Below are 18,451 nucleotides of genomic sequence, written 5' to 3' on the forward strand. Positions count from 1 at the left end.
GATAATGGTAAAAAACCAATTATTTTCTTATTGAGAATCAGACTATAAAGCGGGAATTTTCTTAAAAACTGCCGATTTATCATCCAACCATGGCCAGATGATAATTTTAAATAGCCAGATAGCGAATAAAGCTTTGTTTTAAATGCGGTTTAATTGCGTCACAGAGAGGGGATACCAACTGTAGGTTATGCACCGATACTTATTACCAGTGCATAATGTTGCATAATGGTCAGGCGGGATTGGGGATATCGATAAAGATAACTTCAAATTGATGTTCGCTAGCCAACCATTCACCTAACGCCTTGATGCCGTAGCGCTCAGTGGCGTGATGCCCCGCCGCATAAAAATTCACACCCATCTCTCTGGCAATATGAATTGTTTGCTCTGAAACCTCACCAGTGATAAATGCGTCAACACCAAATTCTGCCGCTTGCTGAATGTATCCCTGCCCGCCGCCGGTACACCAGGCAATGCGCCGTATATCAGCCGGTGCGTGAACACCACAATGTAATACCTCACGGCCCAACAGCGTTTCCAGCCGTTCACGTAAGGTCACTGCATTTAGCGGTGCATCAAACTCACCATAAGGTAAGAAAGATTCAATTTCCCCCAGCCCCCGAATACCCAGTAATTTAGCTAATTGCGCGTTATTGCCTAATTCAGGATGAGCATCCAGTGGCAAATGGTAGCCATACAAATTGATATCGTTGGTGAGCAATGTTTTCAGCCGGTTACGTTTCATTCCACGCACCACGACCGGTTCATTTTTCCAAAAATAACCATGATGAACCAAAATAGCATCGGCCTGTTGCCCAACCGCAGCATCCAATAGTGCCTGGCTGGCGGTCACGCCGGTGACAATGCGCTTGACCTTTTCGCGCCCCTCAACTTGCAAACCATTGGGTGCATAGTCTTGAAAAGCCGAGATATTCAGTTGGTTATTGAGTAGAGTTTCCAGTTCGGTATTGCGCATTTCATCAGCCTCAAAAAATATAAATGGGTAGTTAAAAACGCTGGCTATCGCCTTGCTCCATCAGGATAAAATCAACCCCCATATCATTGCCTTGTTGCAGCTCAGCGGCAATAGTTTTACGCACATCCTGCCCCTGTTGAAATGAAGGTTTTATATGGCTGATAACCACCGGCAGCCCCTTTAATGGTTGGCCTTCACCGCTGTATTTCTCCAGATTTTTCAATTCTTTCAGCAACCACTTTGGCGTCATATGGCCGTACAACTGATTATCAGCAACGTCATTGGGGAAAGAAACTTCAATTATCATCCCTTTCAATTGCTGCTGTTTAACCTTTTCGGCCAGGTTACGCCACACCGTATCCAGATTCTTCGACTTTTCCATCTCATCCGGGCCAGTATCACCAAAATAGGCAAATGACTGATTATTACTACTGATCAACAACATAGAAGAAGGTGATTTATCATGGCTCAGTGGATACATTTCCCCCGTCAAACGGGTTAACCCCAGGCTCAGAGGCTGGTTTGGCCGCACCATTTGCATGCGATAGGTTCCCAGCCGGGTACCGCTGCCGCTATCAGTAAAGTTAGGCCAGACACGCCAGTTAAAATAGTAGTTCCGCAACACATCAATCGTGTCTGCCGAGGCATAAATAGTCTTTTTACTGTCTTGCGGCGAACCGATAATCAGGCCGGAAACATGGTCCAGATGGGCATGACTAAGAAAATAGCTGTTGATGCGCTGGCGGAAGATATAACCCTGACGTGTCAATGGGGCGGCAGTTTCATCGGTAATTTCGGGGAAGGCCCCCTTCTCCAGTGCTTTAGCAATCCCCGGCAACACTGAACCGGCATCCAGAGCTAAGTAGACCGGCTGGCTATCGTCACGAATCAGATAAGATGTCAGATTGCCATCGCTGACACCACCATCAACCCCCAGTGCCACCACCTCGAAACCGGCCGTTGCCAGCGAGCTATATAGGCTAAACGATAAAATCAGCCCGGCGTTGAGCGCCATATGGGTTATCTTATTGGCGCATAACATGGGTTTCGTTAAAACATGGGTTTTAGTTGAAACACAGAATTTAGTCGAAATATATGTCAAAAACATGCAGGCTCCTGGTGATTAGGGGTCCTTGCGGCCATCCCGCTTAGCGGCTTCAAATGCCGCGAGTGTAGCCAATCTGGCCAGCTTATGATCCACCAACGGTAGTGGGTAATCCAGATGTTGCTGTTGCCGCTGCGCCCAACGCCATGGCTGATGGATATCACTGTCTGGCACCCCCGCCAGCTCAGGTAGCCAGCGGCGGATGAAAGCGCCGTTCGAGTCAAAACGCTCGCCTTGGGTGGTGGGATTAAAAATGCGAAAGTACGGTGCAGCATCAGTACCCGTTGAGGCAGCCCACTGCCAGCCGCCATTATTGGCGGCCAAATCCCCATCCAATAGTTGGGACATAAAATAGCGTTCGCCGTGTCGCCAATCGATCAACAGGTCTTTAACCAGAAAACTGGCGCTGATCATCCGCAGGCGGTTATGCATCCAGCCGGTTTCATTCAACTGCCGCATAGCTGCATCAACAATAGGGTAACCTGTCCGCCCCTGCTGCCAGGCGATTAATTGTTGCTCTGAGTGATTCCATATTACGCCATCAGTCCAGTCAATAAAGGGACGATGGCGGCATAAACGCGGATAAGCCACTAACAAATGACGATAAAATTCACGCCAGATCAACTCATTAAGCCAAGTAAAAGCACCGCCGTCGGTATTTTCCAACAATGCCGGGCATTCTGCCAACAGGCGGTTAAAACATTGGCGGGGTGAAAGTACCCCCAGCGCCAGATAAGGTGACAGACAACTGGTCCCTGCCACTGCCGGCAGATCACGTTGTAACTGGTAGTCCTGAACCTGCTCACGACAAAAACTGCGCAAGCGTTGCAATGCAGCCTCTTCGCCTGCCGGGAATAATTGGTTGTCTACCGGCTGTTGTGGATAGTCAAACGGGAGCAGCGGTAATGGCATAACAGCCACGCTATCGCGTATTTTTGGCGCAGGGACACAGCGGCATTCACTCATCATTAAACGCTGAATAAAAGCACGGCGAAACGGGGTAAATACTTTGTACATCTCATTATTACCGGTCAGGACGCTGCCTGGCGGCAATAACACACTGTCATCGAAACGGTGGCAGGTAATGGTGTGACCGGCTCCTTGCCGATGATTGAGCCGCGTGACTAGCGCCCCATCTCGCAGTTGTTCATTTAACTCATATTGTTGGTTAAAAAATAGCGCATCGACTTGCTGTTGCTGACAAAAATCATCCAGCCAGATAATGGAATCCTGAAAGTCATCACACTGGTGATAGTGTAGCGGTATCCCCCGGATAGCCAGTGCGTGCTGTAATTGTTGTAGATTTTGCAGCAGAAAGGCGGCCTGCCGAGGAGCCATATCATGTGCGGCCCATTGTGCAGGGGTCGCTATAAATAGCGCAATCACAGTGGCTTGCGGATCTTGGCAAGCGGCATGCAACGCCAGATTATCCGTTATGCGTAAATCATTGCGAAACCAGATCAGATGCGTCGCCATGCCTTATCCTTGTGCCGAGTAAAACGTAAAATAGCGTTGCCCGGCCAAATAATCATTTGGGAACTCAAGCAAATAAGCATTTATTTGGTCAATGGGGGCACTCAAAGGCAACTCACCTACCCGATACTGGTCGATAAGTTGTGCTAATGCCTGACGTTGCGTTGACATAAGGTAAGGCCGAAAATAGCCCTGTACATGCATTAATACATTGGTGTGATTGGCGGGCGTGGGTTGATGAGACAACAAATGCAGTAAACGCTGGCGATACTCAGCAGTAAACTCAATTAATGATGACCACCTATCCATTGAGGCAATAAAAGGACCAATTTCGCGATATTCAGGCTGTGAATGCGCCAATAGCACTAACTTATAGCAGCTATGAAAATCCATCAGTTTGCCACGCGTTATGCCTGCTGCACATAACGCATCGAGTTCATCACGCGCATGACGGTACTCAATACTGTGCGTTACCTGATTACTCTCCAGCATTCTATTCTCCCTTGGCCTTGGCAGCTTTTCTCATCACAGCATAACAGTTGTTGCCCGAGAACCACGTTATTGCTTGATACCTTTATATCTCTGTCAGGTATCGCAGACAGTAAAAAGCCCGTGAGTGTTTGCTCACGGGCCATTAATTTTACGACACCTTTACCTAATTATAAACAACTGATTTATATCAGTAAAAATCTTGCGCCGCCGATTCAGATTGCGCTAACCATACCGGTTTATCGCTGGTTTTAGCCCAAACACGGTGCAGGTAACTGTAAAAACGGGCACGGTCTTTGCGGAAAAGCATTACCGGCAGTGCCAATACTCCGACCAGAATCGCTGCGCTCCGGCGCAAGAGAACCTGATGTAATGGATATGCGTTGTACATGGACATAGTGATCCTCCTTTAAAACGCCTTCGTGTAACAGCCAACTCCACTAAACAGAGGGTCGATTTACAGCTTGGCGTTAAAAATAAAATAAACAAAAATGGAAACTGGACAAAATTTTACCGCATTGGTTGAAAGTTTACCACTCATCCGACCACTTAATTACGTAAAAAACCGGAATAAATTGTCAATCCTGTAATTTTGTTACAGATAGGTTAACTTAAAACCAACCGTTAGTTACATTACCGTTATGTACTATTTACCAATTGGCAAATTATATGTACTGACTCAGTGCTAACCCTTCAAGGGCCAGAATTGGCAGTGCTACGCTGCCACTACTCAATTTACACGCATTTAATGTCTATTTTTTGACCGTTTTTATACTTTTTTTACACCTCACGGCCTTTTTTTATCAGGAACTTTTCGTATGACTTCATAAGCTGTTGTTATCAAAAATAAGCGCTGTGGAGGTGTATCGTGAGTTTCAGCATCATTAGTGGTGCGCTGCTGGTTCTACTGCTTCTGGGCTATCTGGTTTATGCCTTGTTTAATGCGGAGGATTTTTAAATGGCAGCGTCAGGATTTCTGCTTATCGCCAGCTTCATGCTGGTGTTGTTGGTGCTGTCCCGTCCGTTGGGGAGCTTTTTGGCACGCATAATCGAAGGCGAACCCTTTGCCCCGTTGCGCCAGATCGAGGCCGGTTTATGGCGTTGTAGCGGTGTAAAAAATGAAGAGATGAACGGCTGGCAATATGCGCTCGCCATTCTCTGCTTTAACTTACTGGGTATTGTCCTGCTGTTTACGCTGTTGATGGCTCAAGGTTCGTTACCGCTGAACCCTGAAAATATGCCGGGTATGTCATGGCATCTGGCCTTAAATACGGCTGTCAGCTTCGTCACTAACACCAACTGGCAAGCCTATAGCGGCGAAAACACCCTCAGTTATCTGAGTCAAATGGCTGGTCTGACGGTACAGAACTTCCTCTCTGCCGCAACGGGCATTGCCGTCGCTTTTGCTCTGATCCGTGCTTTTGCCCGCCACTCTGCCCACACGCTGGGAAATGCCTGGGTCGATCTGGTGCGCATCACCTTATATGTCTTACTGCCGATTGCGCTGATTATCGCGCTGATTTTCGTCAGCCAAGGGGTATTACAGAATCTGGATAGCTACCTGCACATCACCACATTAGAAGGGGTAAAACAGACCCTACCAATGGGGCCGGTGGCATCACAGGAGGCGATAAAAGTACTGGGGACCAACGGCGGGGGCTTCTTTGGTGCTAACTCTGCACATCCATTTGAAAACCCAACTGCATTTAGCAACTTTGTCCAGATGTTGGCCATTTTCCTGATCCCCTGTGCGCTCTGTTTCGCCTTCGGTCAGGTGGTGGGGGATAACCGCCAGGGCCATGCGCTGATCTGGGCTATGTCACTGATCTTTGTGGTAGCAGTGGTCGTCGTGATGTATGCCGAACTGGCCGGTAACCCACATTTAACTCAGTTAGGTGCCGACAGTAATATCAATATGGAAGGTAAAGAGTCCCGTTTCGGTATTCTCGCCACCAGCATCTATGCCGTGGTGACCACTGCTGCGTCCTGTGGTGCGGTTAATGCCATGCATGACTCCTTTACTGCACTGGGTGGCATGGTGCCAATGTGGTTAATGCAAATTGGCGAAGTGGTGTTCGGTGGTGTCGGTTCTGGTTTGTACGGCATGCTGTTATTCGTGCTGTTGACAGTGTTTATTGCCGGTTTGATGATTGGCCGTACTCCTGAATATCTCGGCAAGAAAATTGACGTGTTTGATATGAAAATGACCGCGCTGGCCATTCTGGTCACCCCAACTATCGTGCTGCTGGGTACCGCACTGGCGCTCTGCACTGATGCCGGGCGGGCGGGGATTCTTAACCCCGGTGCGCATGGTTTTAGCGAAGTTCTCTACGCCCTCTCCTCTGCGGCCAACAATAACGGCAGCGCCTTTGCTGGCCTGAGTGTCAATACACCGTTTTATAACCTGCTGCTGGCTGCCGCCATGTTCCTTGGCCGCTTTGGCGTGATTCTGCCGGTATTAGCGATTGCCAGTTCTCTGGTCGCCAAGAAACGGCAACCTGCGGGTAATGGCACGCTGCCAACCGCCGGCCCGCTATTTATCGGTTTGCTGGTGGGTACGGTGTTATTGGTCGGCGCATTGACCTTTATCCCAGCGCTGGCCTTAGGTCCAGTTGCTGAGCATCTGCAAATTTGGTTAGCACTTTGATGAGAGAATGACTATGACACGCAAACAACGCGCGATTTTTGAACCTGCACTGGTTCGTACTGCGCTGATAGATGCCGTGAAGAAGCTGGACCCGCGCGTCCAGTGGCGTAATCCAGTGATGTTCGTGGTCTATCTGGGGAGCTGGCTGACCACCCTGATTTGGCTGGCCATATTAAGCGGCCAGGCCACTGGTAGCGCCATGTTTACTGGCAATGTGGCCCTGTGGCTGTGGTTTACCGTACTGTTTGCCAACGTCGCCGAAGCATTGGCCGAGGGGCGCAGTAAAGCGCAGGCAGAAAGTCTACGTGGGGTGAAAAAAACCAGTTGGGCTAAAAAACTGTCAGAAGCCCGCGTGGATGCTCCGCAGGAAAAAGTCTCTGCTGATAGCTTGCGCAAAGGCGATGTGGTGCTGATTGAAGCTGGCGATACTGTGCCCTGTGACGGCGAAGTGCTGGAAGGCGGCGCATCCGTTGATGAAAGCGCCATTACTGGCGAATCAGCTCCGGTTATCCGTGAATCCGGCGGTGACTTCTCTTCCGTAACCGGCGGTACCCGCGTACTGTCCGACTGGTTGGTGGTTGAGTGCAGCGTTAACCCCGGTGAAACCTTCCTGGACCGGATGATCGCCATGGTTGAAGGTGCGAAGCGGCGTAAAACCCCTAACGAAGTGGCGCTGACCATTCTGTTAGTGGCACTGACTATCGTCTTTTTACTGGCAACAGCAACGCTCTATCCGTTCTCGGTGTTCAGTGTTGAGGCCAACCATGCCGGTTCACCGGTAACGATTACCGTATTGGTGGCGTTGCTGGTTTGTTTGATCCCCACCACCATCGGTGGCCTGCTATCAGCCATCGGGGTTGCCGGGATGAGCCGGATGTTGGGGGCCAACGTGATTGCCACCAGCGGGCGTGCGGTAGAGGCTGCTGGTGACGTTGATGTGCTGTTGTTGGATAAAACCGGCACCATCACGCTGGGTAACCGCCAGGCATCTGAGTTTTTACCTGCGCCGGGCGTTACTGAACAACAACTGGCCGATGCCGCACAGATCTCTTCTTTGGCAGATGAAACGCCAGAAGGCCGCAGTATCGTGGTATTGGCTAAACAGCGCTTTAACCTGCGTGAACGTGACTTGCACAGCCTGAATGCCACCTTTGTGCCTTTCTCGGCACAAACCCGAATGAGTGGCGTGAACGTGCAAGACCGAATGATCCGTAAAGGCGCAGTGGATGCTATCCGCCGCCATGTGGAATCCAATCAGGGCCATTTCCCACGGGCAGTGGAAGATGCGGTGGAAAGCGTTGCCCGTACCGGTGGTACACCACTGGTGGTTGCCGATGGACCACGGGTGTTGGGTGTGGTTGCGCTGAAAGATATCGTCAAAGGTGGCATCAAAGAACGTTTTGCTGAACTGCGCAAAATGGGCATCAAAACAGTGATGATCACTGGTGATAACCGCCTGACAGCAGCAGCTATTGCCGCCGAAGCGGGTGTGGATGATTTCCTGGCGGAAGCCACGCCAGAGGCCAAACTGGCCTTGATTCGCCAGTATCAGGCTGAAGGCCGATTGGTGGCGATGACCGGTGACGGCACCAACGACGCCCCGGCACTGGCGCAGGCTGACGTTGCCGTAGCCATGAACTCGGGGACACAAGCGGCGAAAGAAGCGGGCAACATGGTGGATTTGGATTCTAACCCAACCAAGTTGATTGAAGTGGTGCATATCGGTAAACAGATGCTGATGACCCGCGGCTCGCTGACCACCTTCAGTATCGCCAACGACGTTGCTAAATATTTCGCCATCATTCCGGCGGCATTTGCAGCCACCTATCCACAGCTCAATGCCCTGAACGTCATGCAGTTGCACTCACCTGCATCGGCCATACTGTCGGCGGTCATCTTTAACGCGTTGGTGATTGTGTTCCTGATCCCGTTGGCACTGAAAGGGGTGAGTTATAAGGCGATGAGTGCTGCGGCACTGCTGCGCCGTAACTTATGGATCTACGGACTGGGTGGTTTATTGGTGCCGTTTGTCGGTATCAAATTGATTGATCTGGTACTGACCGCCCTGATGATGAGCTAAAAGCGCAGTAATCAATGTTGTGCAATGGCCACGGCGTGTTTTGCTCGTGGCCGCTATTAAGACCGAATAGAGAGGCAATATCCATGTCATACCTGCGACCTTCACTGGTTCTACTGATATTACTGACACTTATCACCGGGATAGCTTATCCTTTGCTGACCACTGGATTGGCAAAATTGATGTTTGCCGAGCAAGCGCGCGGTTCACTGGCGATGCTGGGTGATGAAGTTGTCGGCTCTACCTTGCTAGGCCAAAACTTTACTCAGCCGGGCTATTTTGCCGGCCGCCCATCGGTAACGGCAGATATGCCTTATAATCCAATGGCCTCTGGTGGTAGTAATTTGTCCATCAGCAATCCCGCACTGGATCAGGTTATCAGTGAGCGAGTAACATTACTGCGTCAGGCTAACCCGGCACAAACTGGCCCGGTTCCGGTTGATCTGGTGACAGCATCAGGCAGTGGCCTGGACCCAAGTATTTCACTGGAAGCGGCTTATTATCAGGCTCCCCGTATCGCCAGCGTGCGCCAAATGCCGTTGTCTGAGGTGAAGCAATTGATTGACAGCAATGTACAGAAAGCGACACCAAATTTCTTCGGTGAATCCGTAGTCAATGTGCTGAGCCTGAATATGGCATTGGATGCCCAAAGCCCGGTAAAAGTACCGGCTAACCCGGCAAAATCTTAAGGACATAACATGGTGGATGCAGAACCAACCCGCCCAGACCCTGACAGCCTGCTCGCAGCAGCCAATGAGAAAACCCGTGGCCGGCTGAAAGTCTTTTTCGGGGCCTGCGCGGGGGTGGGTAAAACTTACGCCATGCTGCAAGAGGCTCAGCGCCTGCGGGCTCAAGGGCTGGATGTATTGGTTGGCGTGGTAGAAACACACGGGCGCAGCGAAACTGCGGCGCTGCTGGAAGGGCTGGACATCCTACCGCAAAAGCGAATTCACCACCGTAATCGTCACGTTCGTGAATTTGATTTGGATGCAGCACTGGCACGCCACCCAGCACTGATCCTGATGGATGAACTGGCGCACAGTAATGCCTATGGCTCGCGTCATCCCAAACGCTGGCAGGATGTTGAAGAACTGCTGGATGCGGGTATTGATGTACTGACGACCGTCAATGTACAACATCTGGAAAGTTTGAATGATGTGGTCGGTGGCGTGACCGGTATCCGGGTGCGGGAAACCGTGCCCGACCATATGTTTGATGAAGCCACTGAAGTGGTTTTGGTCGATCTCCCTCCCGATGACCTGCGCCAGCGGCTAAATGAAGGCAAGGTCTATATTTCGGGCCAGGCGGAGCGAGCCATCGAGCACTTCTTCCGTAAGGGCAATTTAATCGCCCTGCGTGAACTGGCACTGCGCCGTACTGCGGATCGGGTTGATGATCAGATGCGTGCCTTCCGAGACACTCAGGGGCGCGAACGTGTCTGGCATACCCGTGATGCCATCTTATTGTGTATTGGTCATAACAGCGGTAACGAAAAACTGGTTCGAACCGCTGCCCGGTTGGCAGCCCGACTCGGGTGTATCTGGCATGCGGTCTATGTGGAAACACCCCGCCTGCATGGCCTGCCAGAAGCGAAGCGCCGGGCCATTTTACGTACACTGAAATTGGCGCAAGAGTTGGGAGCAGAAACCGCTACGCTGTCAGAACCCCGTGAAGAGCAAGCCATACTGCGTTACGCCCGAGAACATAATCTGGGTAAAATCATCATTGGTCGCCGCACGGAAAAAAAATGGAAACTGCGTGGTAGTTTTGCAGATCGCTTGGGCAAACTGGGGCCGGATCTGGATTTGGTGATTATTGCTCTGGAAGGCGATAACCCTCCCAGTGTGGTGAAAGAGAATGATTCTCGTACCTTCACTGAAAAGTGGCGGATGCAACTACGTGGCTGTGTGGCAGCCATCGGTTTGTGCGCACTGATTACGGTGTTATCGCAGTGGCTCATCCCCGGTTTCGATCAAGCCAACCTGGTGATGGTCTACTTGCTGGGTGTTGTGATTATTGCGCTGTTCTATGGCCGCTGGCCGTCGGTCTTAGCGGCAGTGATTAATGTCGCCAGTTTCGATCTGTTTTTTGTGCAACCGCATTGGTCACTGGCGGTCACTGATGTGCAGTATCTGGTGACGTTTGCCGTGATGCTGATTGTCGGTATCATGGTGGGTAATCTTACAGCCGGTGTGCGCTATCAAGCCAGAATTGCTCGTTATCGAGAACAACGCGCCAGACATTTGTATGAAATGTCGCGCGGATTAAGCCGAGCCCTAACACCTGCGGATATTGTCAAAACCAGTCGTCATTTCCTCTCCAGTAGTTTTCAAGCGAAAACTGACCTGTTACTGCCACGGGAAGATGGTCGCTTGCAGCAAGTCGTCACAGACGAAGGCGGGGCACTTTCTGTTGATGTCGCCATTGCCCGCTGGAGTTTTGACAAAGGCGCGCCGGCCGGTGCCGGTACCGATACCCTGCCCGGTGTCCCCTATCAGTTATTACCGTTAACCGCCTCCAAGCAAACCTTTGGCGTGCTGGCAATAGAACCTGCCAACCTGCGCCAATTAATGGTGCCGGAGCAGCAGCGCTTGCTGCAAACCTTTACCAGTCTGATCGCCAATGCTCTGGAAAGGCTACATCTGGCGCGCAGTGCTGAATTAGCAAAACTGGATGCCGAGCGGGAACAATTGCGTAACTCGCTGCTGGCGGCGCTATCTCATGATTTACGGACCCCATTGACGGTATTATTCGGTCAAGCCGAAATATTGACGCTGGATCTGGCGGCGGAAGGCTCACGCCATGCGCCGCAAGCCAATCAAATCCGCCAGCAGGTATTAAGTACCACCCGACTGGTGAATAACTTGTTGGATATGGCGCGTATTCAATCGGGTGGGTTTAATCTACGTAAAGAGTGGCAATCACTGGAAGAGATCGTGGGTAGCGCCCTGCATATGCTAGAAACCGCCCTCAATCATCATCACATCAACGTCGAATTACCGGATGAAATGGTGTTGATCAACTGTGACGGCAGCTTACTGGAACGGGTGTTTATCAATTTGTTGGAAAATGCCCATAAATATGCCGGTCAGGGGGCATTACTGGGGATCTGGGCTGCAGTACAAGGTGATTGGTTAAATGTAGAAGTATGGGATAATGGCCCTGGGGTAACCCTTGGGCAAGAACAGCTGATTTTTGATAAGTTTTCCCGAGGTAACAAAGAGTCAGCCATTCCTGGTGTCGGCTTGGGTTTAGCCATTTGTCGTGCCATTATTGATGTACATGGTGGGCGCATCTGGGTTGAGAACAATAAAGATGGCGGTGCTAGTTTCCGCTTCACGCTACCACTAGAGAAAGCGCCAGATATTGATGGTGAAAATATTGATAGTGAACACCTTGATGCTGAAAAATAATATACCCTAAATAATTCGAGTTACAGGAAGGCGGCAACTGAGTAAGTCCCCAGGAGCTTACATAAGTAAGCTCCTGGGGTGACAAATCTGCCAGGAGCAGATTTGAACGCTGCTTGCAGCGGCCTCACACAGGCGAGGCCCATGGATGGGCCGAGTAACGAAAGCAGCCAACGCACAAACAGCTTGAAGTATGACGGGTATGAGGAGAAGCGACTATATCCCCGACTAACATCCTAATCGTTGAAGATGAAAAAGAGATCCGGCGCTTTGTTCGTATTGCGCTGGAGAGTGAGGGCTGGCGAGTATTCGAGAGTGATACCTTGCAACGGGGGCTTATTGAAGCCGGTACCCGCAAACCGGACCTGATTATTTTGGATTTGGGGTTACCAGACGGCGATGGACTGACTTATATTCAAGACCTGCGCCAGTGGAGTGCCATTCCTATTATCGTTTTATCGGCTCGTAACAGTGAAGAAGATAAAGTGGCCGCACTGGATGCCGGGGCCGATGACTACCTAAGCAAACCTTTTGGAATCAGTGAATTACTGGCTAGAGTACGAGTTGCTTTGCGCCGCCATAGCGGGGGCAGTCAGGAAAGCCCGCTGGTGAACTTTGCTGATATCAGCGTTGATCTGATCAATCGGCAAGTTACCCGTGCCGGTGAAAACCTGCACCTTACGCCGATTGAGTTTCGCCTGCTCTCTGCATTGTTGGCGAATGCCGGTAAGGTGATTACCCAGCGCCAGTTATTGAGCCAAGTTTGGGGGCCGAATTATGTCGAGCACAACCACTATCTGCGCATTTATATGGGCCATTTACGTCAAAAATTAGAAACAGACCCTACCCGCCCTAAGCATCTACTAACTGAAACCGGCGTCGGCTATCGCTTTATCCTGTAACATGTTGTGTGACATCAAATTTTACATTGCTACTAGGAAAATAGACTTCAGCGGCGTAGCATCAAGCCTTTAAATGCTAATAGGTCTTATTATTCATGAGTACATGGTTGATTTACGCCCTGCTATCTGCATTCACCGCCTCTCTGGTCGCTATCTTCGGTAAAATCGGCTTGCAGCAGTTGGATGCCAATACTGCGACTGCTGTTCGTGCTGTCGTGATGGCGCTGTTCCTGGTCGGTGTGGTGTTAGCTCAAGGGAAATTCAATCTGATCGGTGGTGTATTGGCCGATAAAAAAGCCCTGTTATTCATTATTCTCAGTGGCGTTGCGGGTGCGTTATCCTGGCTGTTTTACTTTATGGCTATCAAGCATGGCAATGTCTCTCAAGTGGCCCCGATTGATAAACTCAGTGTGGTTTTTGCGGTGATTCTGGCGGTTATCCTGTTTGGTGAAAAAATCTCTCTGCTGGCCAGCTTGGGCGTTGCACTAATTACCGCCGGAGCATTGCTAGTAGCATTGGGGTAATCGGCTCCTGGCAATGGAAAGCAGGGCTAAAAGAAGAAATATAATATTAGGTGTCAGTTTATCGGCTGATCGAGCTTCTGGCGAAAAAATAGCGCCAATAGGCGCTATTTCTTACCGGTTATGACTATTTACCCGCTAGCACTTCACTAACAATATCTACAGCTTCCTGCTCTATCTTTTCGCGATGCTCTGGGCTGATAAAACTTTCACAGTAAATTTTATAAGCGTCTTCAGTGCCGGATGGACGAGCGGCAAACCAGCCGTTATCCGTCATCACTTTCAGGCCGCCAATGGATGCACCATTGCCCGGTGCTGTGGTTAAACGGGCAGTAATAGGATCACCCGCCAACGTGCTGGCTTTCACCATCTCAGGTGACAATTTAGACAACGCATTCTTCTGCGCCTGAGTCGCCGGAGCCTGAATACGGTTATAGCTTGGAGCACCAAAGCGTGCAGCTAAATCATCATAGTGATGCTGTGGATTTTTACCGGTAACGGCTGTAATTTCTGCCGCCAGTAAACACATGATAATACCGTCTTTATCAGTAGACCACGGCGTGCCATTGAAGCGCAGGAAGGACGCCCCTGCACTCTCTTCACCACCAAAACCAAAACTACCGTCGTGCAAGCCGTCAACAAACCATTTAAAGCCAACCGGGACTTCTACCAACTTACGGCCTAAATCGGCCACCACGCGATCAATCATCGCACTGGAGACCAGCGTTTTACCCACGGCTACATCAGCGCCCCATTGTGGACGATGCTGGAACAGGTAATTGATCGATACTGCAAGATAATGATTCGGGTTCATCAACCCTGCCGGAGTCACAATACCATGGCGGTCATAATCGGGATCGTTAGCAAAGGCTAAATCAAATTTATCGCGTAACGCCAATAAGCCAGCCATTGCGGATTCTGACGAGCAATCCATACGGATCACGCCATCATGGTCAAGGTGCATAAAGCGGAAGGTCTGATCGATGGAATCATTAACCAGTGTTAGATCCAACTTATAGTGCTCGCCAATACGTTGCCAGTAAGCAATACCAGAGCCACCGAGAGGATCAACACCTAATTTCAGACCAGCACGTTGAATGGCTGGGATATCGACCACATCCACCAAGCCTGCAACATACGGCTGAATCAAATCTTGTTCGCGCAGATGATCACCACGCCAGGCTTTATCCAGCGTTTGGCGTTTGATGCCTTCCAATTTCAGGCTGAGTAACTGATTAGCTCTTTTTTCAATTACCGAGGTCAGATTGGTATCGGCCGGGCCGCCATTGGGTGGGTTGTACTTGATGCCACCATCTTCAGGCGGATTGTGTGACGGTGTGATAACAATGCCGTCAGCCAAGGCTTTACCCTGCACATTATGGCAAAGGATGGCATGCGAAATCGCCGGAGTGGGTGTAAAACCATTATCTTGCTGTACCACGACATCCACACCATTCGCCGTCAGCACTTCTAATACCGAGATAAATGCCGGCTCAGATAATGCGTGGGTATCTTTGCCCACATAACACGGGCCACTAATGCCATGTTGGTGACGAACTTCTGCGATCGCCTGAGCGATTGCCAGAATGTGTGCTTCATTAAAACTGTGGCGTAATGAACTGCCACGGTGGCCGGAGGTGCCAAATTTGACCGCATGGGCCGAATTTTCAGCATCTGGCTGCAATACATAATATTGCGACGTTAACTGAGCAACATTTATCAAATCGCTTTGCTGAGCGGGTTGCCCGGCACGAGGGTGATTGGCCACAGTCACTACTCCCTATATATCCCCTTCGTACTTGGAGCCGCAAGCTGCGTTCACTCACCCGAATCACTTATTTACGTAAGCTCATCGGGATTATGAGCCTCTATGAGGTTCACCCTGCGGGCCAGTGCAAGCGCTGTTCAACATGGTTTACAACCAAGTTGCCATTCGCTTGCTGCCTACCTGCAACTCCAATTTCTTTGGGTATCGGTTCAACGAAATTAAATAGTCCCGCACACTTTTTCGGTCAAATCCGGCGGGAACTGCATTGCCAGCATGAGATGTTGCACCATACTGCGTTTACGCTCGGTATTGGTATTGGTAATGACCCAGTATGGCGTACCCGGGACATGTTTGGGTTTGGTGTGCGTCCCGTTTTGCAACAATGTCTGCTGGTCACCGGCAAAATAAACCCGAGTGCGACCATGTAATGATTCAGTCGCCTCAGTAAACGCCTGCGCATCCAGTGTGTAAAGTGTGGATAGCACTAACATAAAGCGGTTAACCGCCCTATTTTGTTCCGCATACTCATCGGACAGCAGCAATTCACGCACCGCACGAACCCGATCTCGTGGTGCTGGAGCCGCCGCCACTTTCACCGTATCAGTGCTGGCAGGTAGGCTTGGTACCGGCTGACCGGCCGTAAACTTCAGCATACGCCGTAAAATATCAGACGCGCTCTCGCCAATGTGCTGCGTATGGCTGGCAATATAGCGATAAAGTTCTTCGTCGAGTTCAATAGTTTTCATCTTTATCCAAAACAATAATTCAATTGATTTTTATATATTTTTTATAACAGTCAATGAAAAGTTTAATTTTGACTTACATTTTTTTAACCATCTGGTTTTACGATATTTCACTGCTTTCGGTTAGATTAACAGACTCTAGAAGGTCATCCAACTTTCCCCGCAATGACTTTGAATAGTGACCACAACAATGCCCAGCCTCAATGTGATATCAATCGCAACCATCCTGCTCAACTTCACGGCGTTGAACGTTGCTTTCTGTGCTGTAAGACTACATTCAGGGGGACCAAACTGCGAGGGCGGGTTTATTGGCGATCACTTCTCTGCCATGAATAGTTAACTGATTTCCTGCATTAAGAGTGACATCGCCCACCGGTGCTCATCAGACCCGATTTTTTCTGCTCGAACAGGTGAGACTCGCCCTTGCTCTGTTGCGCGGTGCTGACGGAGTTAGGCCCAAGATAGGGTGAGTATACCCAGCCAACAGCGGCAAGATTTGGCGATCGATTGGGTGCGGGGTAACGGCGAGCTGGTGATTTGTGGGGATTGGCAGACCGGATCCGGCATCACCGATGCCGAACAACTGGAAGTGACCGCCGCACCCGGTGTGATCCGGTTGCAGCGGCGGGAAGAGGACGTTTTCAGGGCTTAAAAGCAAAGATCCCGGCCAGTTGGCCGGGATTTGTATTATTCGATGGGCATCACTACATATCCATCAAGTATATGAACATCCCCTACATCGCATTCTGGATAAATCCATTCAGCCCAATTGTTGATAACCCATTCAGTGCTTAAAGCCCTACCTTCAGTTGAACCACTTTCAACAGGTAAAGATATTAAAATTAATCCAGCCTTGTGGCCTGAAGATACAACCAAGCCGTGAGCATCAAAGAAGTCAATAACCATAAAATCTACCCACGCTTCATAAGGCCAAACAGCTGGCAATCTGAAGACTGAACCACGTTTGATAGATTTATTTTTATAATCAACTAATTTCATTACTTCACCTTTAAATCATGGCCACCGGATTCATCTATGGTATTAGGGATTTTTTGCATAGAGAAATCAACCTCACCCAAATGCTTACCCTTTGATGTCACAGCCTCAAATCGGCCATGTTGCGTGTCAAGTGCATAAAGGTTCCCATCCAGTCCACGGTATACATCGCGATTATTTAGCTTGGTCAATTTGTTGTCTTTGACCATTCCGTTTGCTGCTGCAACCTGTGGAGCTGTCTCCTTGACCATCGCCACTCGTTCTCTGGGAGAAAGGAATGCCAGGTTTTTCTCAAAATCACCAACTGTTGTACCCGTAGCGATCTTGATATTTAGATCAACCGCTTTAACGACATCCGGTACTTTCTTACCCGGCAGGAAAAGTCCCGCCAGCATTCCACCAGTGGCTTCCAGCGCCATCTGATCCCCATCGTATGCCTTTTTGGCTGACTCTGCGATGGCTGACCAGGTTTCACTCTGTATCAGTGCTTTTACGGTATCTGCCGCAGCCTGATTTTTACCCGTCAGATCGTTTAATGCCTGAGTGCAATAACTGTCCCCGGTAGCACAGGACGCCAGCGCCATCACATAATCAAGCGCATAGTCGCCGCCACCCAGTGCCGTATCACCAGTATCAGCAAGAGCTGTGATGATAGCGTTTGCGATAGCAGATGTTGTGCCTTCCCCCAGTTTATCCCTAATTTGATTTTTCAGGGATTCAGCAGCCTGTTTCATCGACTCACGGCCTTGATCACCAGACAGCGCATTATTCTCTACAACAACTTCATCCAGTGCGGAGTCAGCCAGACAACAGAATTTTTCCTAGTACACTCAGAACATTACAACCACTTTTTCCCTGTGAATTTTGGCTCAGGCAACTCTTTTCCCAGACGCGCTTTTTCAGCCCGTTACGCCATTTTCCCCAATGTTGTTAAAGAGCAACTAACCGCAACATCATAACAGCGCTTTTCCCCCTGCCATTACCGCTGTCGGGGTTTTGTGACGGTGGACAGGCGGTGGGCAGCGTCTTTTGGCTGCCAGCCTGACACAGGCACAGATGGCGAAGGAGCTGAGCGTGTCACAACGGGCCGTGCAGTCCTAGGAGGCAGGCGGCGGATACAGATATCCATACTGCCCGCTGTAGCTAAGCTGCTGTCGGTTTCTCTGGAAGGATTACTCGCGGAAGAGACGGGACACACCCCGCGCAAGCGCGGCCCGACATCACGACTGGAACAACAGATTGAGATTATCAGCCAGTTACCCAAGATCAAGCAGAAGTTTGTCACCGAGATGCTGGATAACGTGATTGGTAAAACAGAGTAGTTTACAGACGCGGGGTTGTGGTGCT

The 18,451-nt window shown here is 50.1% G+C and carries 17 protein-coding genes and 1 pseudogene; 9 read left to right on the forward strand and 9 right to left on the reverse strand.

The annotated features are described in order from the left end of the window. Positions 1 to 229 precede the first annotated feature (229 nt). The 5 genes from EL015_RS14530 to EL015_RS14550 all read right to left on the reverse strand — a co-directional run bounded on the left by EL015_RS14530 (position 230) and on the right by EL015_RS14550 (position 4,437). The gene (locus EL015_RS14530; protein ID WP_005188917.1) at positions 230 to 973 is read right to left on the reverse strand and encodes a type 2 GTP cyclohydrolase I; all 744 of its coding nucleotides are present in this window, start codon (positions 971 to 973) and stop codon (positions 230 to 232) included. A 31-nt stretch (positions 974 to 1,004) separates the two neighbouring features. Continuing rightward, entirely contained in the window at positions 1,005 to 2,015 is a 1,011-nt protein-coding gene (locus tag EL015_RS14535) for an MBL fold metallo-hydrolase (RefSeq protein WP_005188914.1), read from the reverse strand. Between the two features lie 81 nt (positions 2,016 to 2,096). After that, entirely contained in the window at positions 2,097 to 3,554 is a 1,458-nt protein-coding gene (gene phrB, locus EL015_RS14540) for a deoxyribodipyrimidine photo-lyase (RefSeq protein ID WP_005188907.1), read from the reverse strand. 3 nt (positions 3,555 to 3,557) lie between these two features. Continuing rightward, positions 3,558 to 4,043: a YbgA family protein gene (locus EL015_RS14545; protein ID WP_005188904.1), complete on the reverse strand. Its 486-nt coding sequence runs from the start codon at positions 4,041 to 4,043 to the stop codon at positions 3,558 to 3,560. A 187-nt stretch (positions 4,044 to 4,230) separates the two neighbouring features. Then, the gene (locus EL015_RS14550; RefSeq protein ID WP_032907042.1) at positions 4,231 to 4,437 is read right to left on the reverse strand and encodes a YbfA family protein; all 207 of its coding nucleotides are present in this window, start codon (positions 4,435 to 4,437) and stop codon (positions 4,231 to 4,233) included. Between the two features lie 471 nt (positions 4,438 to 4,908). Between EL015_RS14550 and EL015_RS14555 the strand changes: the two genes are divergently transcribed. The 7 genes from EL015_RS14555 (at position 4,909) to EL015_RS14585 (ending at position 13,600) form a co-directional block, all read left to right on the forward strand. Further along, entirely contained in the window at positions 4,909 to 4,998 is a 90-nt protein-coding gene (locus tag EL015_RS14555) for a K(+)-transporting ATPase subunit F (protein WP_032907040.1), read from the forward strand. After that, on the forward strand, positions 4,999 to 6,687 hold the full coding sequence (kdpA, locus tag EL015_RS14560; protein ID WP_005188896.1) for a potassium-transporting ATPase subunit KdpA: 1,689 nt from the start codon (positions 4,999 to 5,001) through the stop codon (positions 6,685 to 6,687). Positions 6,688 to 6,700: 13 nt separating this feature from the next. Then, positions 6,701 to 8,767 carry a potassium-transporting ATPase subunit KdpB gene (gene kdpB / locus EL015_RS14565; protein ID WP_005188893.1) on the forward strand — a complete coding sequence of 689 codons (2,067 nt, stop codon included), beginning with the start codon at positions 6,701 to 6,703 and terminating at the stop codon, positions 8,765 to 8,767. Positions 8,768 to 8,850: 83 nt separating this feature from the next. Next, positions 8,851 to 9,453 (forward strand): potassium-transporting ATPase subunit KdpC, encoded by a 603-nt coding sequence (gene kdpC, locus EL015_RS14570; protein WP_005188890.1) that lies wholly within the window; start codon positions 8,851 to 8,853, stop codon positions 9,451 to 9,453. A gap of 9 nt (positions 9,454 to 9,462) precedes the next feature. Then, positions 9,463 to 12,177: a two-component system sensor histidine kinase KdpD gene (gene kdpD, locus EL015_RS14575; protein WP_005188887.1), complete on the forward strand. Its 2,715-nt coding sequence runs from the start codon at positions 9,463 to 9,465 to the stop codon at positions 12,175 to 12,177. Between the two features lie 215 nt (positions 12,178 to 12,392). After that, the gene (gene kdpE / locus EL015_RS14580; protein ID WP_032907038.1) at positions 12,393 to 13,076 is read left to right on the forward strand and encodes a two-component system response regulator KdpE; all 684 of its coding nucleotides are present in this window, start codon (positions 12,393 to 12,395) and stop codon (positions 13,074 to 13,076) included. Positions 13,077 to 13,171: 95 nt separating this feature from the next. Continuing rightward, positions 13,172 to 13,600: an EamA family transporter gene (locus EL015_RS14585; protein WP_005188879.1), complete on the forward strand. Its 429-nt coding sequence runs from the start codon at positions 13,172 to 13,174 to the stop codon at positions 13,598 to 13,600. A 124-nt stretch (positions 13,601 to 13,724) separates the two neighbouring features. Here EL015_RS14585 and pgm read toward each other — a convergent pair whose 3' ends face one another. Together pgm and seqA are read right to left on the reverse strand one after the other, a co-directional pair. Beyond that, positions 13,725 to 15,365 (reverse strand): phosphoglucomutase (alpha-D-glucose-1,6-bisphosphate-dependent), encoded by a 1,641-nt coding sequence (gene pgm / locus EL015_RS14590; protein WP_005188878.1) that lies wholly within the window; start codon positions 15,363 to 15,365, stop codon positions 13,725 to 13,727. Between the two features lie 218 nt (positions 15,366 to 15,583). After that, positions 15,584 to 16,111 carry a replication initiation negative regulator SeqA gene (seqA, locus tag EL015_RS14595; RefSeq protein ID WP_005188877.1) on the reverse strand — a complete coding sequence of 176 codons (528 nt, stop codon included), beginning with the start codon at positions 16,109 to 16,111 and terminating at the stop codon, positions 15,584 to 15,586. 463 nt (positions 16,112 to 16,574) lie between these two features. Between seqA and EL015_RS14600 the strand changes: the two genes are divergently transcribed. Continuing rightward, positions 16,575 to 16,760: a hypothetical protein gene (locus tag EL015_RS14600; protein WP_005188875.1), complete on the forward strand. Its 186-nt coding sequence runs from the start codon at positions 16,575 to 16,577 to the stop codon at positions 16,758 to 16,760. A 35-nt stretch (positions 16,761 to 16,795) separates the two neighbouring features. On the opposite strand, the gene imm45 is transcribed toward EL015_RS14600, so the two are convergent. After that, positions 16,796 to 17,107: an Imm45 family immunity protein gene (gene imm45 / locus EL015_RS14605; protein ID WP_032907036.1), complete on the reverse strand. Its 312-nt coding sequence runs from the start codon at positions 17,105 to 17,107 to the stop codon at positions 16,796 to 16,798. Further along, positions 17,107 to 17,877 (reverse strand): annotated as a pseudogene (locus EL015_RS21955) (hypothetical protein); the annotation flags it as partial. The gene imm45 and the pseudogene EL015_RS21955, both read right to left, overlap by 1 nt. A 231-nt stretch (positions 17,878 to 18,108) precedes the next feature. On the opposite strand from EL015_RS21955, the gene EL015_RS14615 reads away from it, so the two are divergent. Further along, complete coding sequence (locus tag EL015_RS14615) at positions 18,109 to 18,426, forward strand: hypothetical protein (protein WP_005188870.1); 318 nt, start codon at positions 18,109 to 18,111, stop codon at positions 18,424 to 18,426. The last annotated feature ends 25 nt before the right edge of the window (positions 18,427 to 18,451 follow it).

The sequence above is a fragment of the Yersinia intermedia genome (assembly GCF_900635455.1).
Classification (GTDB): domain Bacteria; phylum Pseudomonadota; class Gammaproteobacteria; order Enterobacterales; family Enterobacteriaceae; genus Yersinia; species Yersinia intermedia.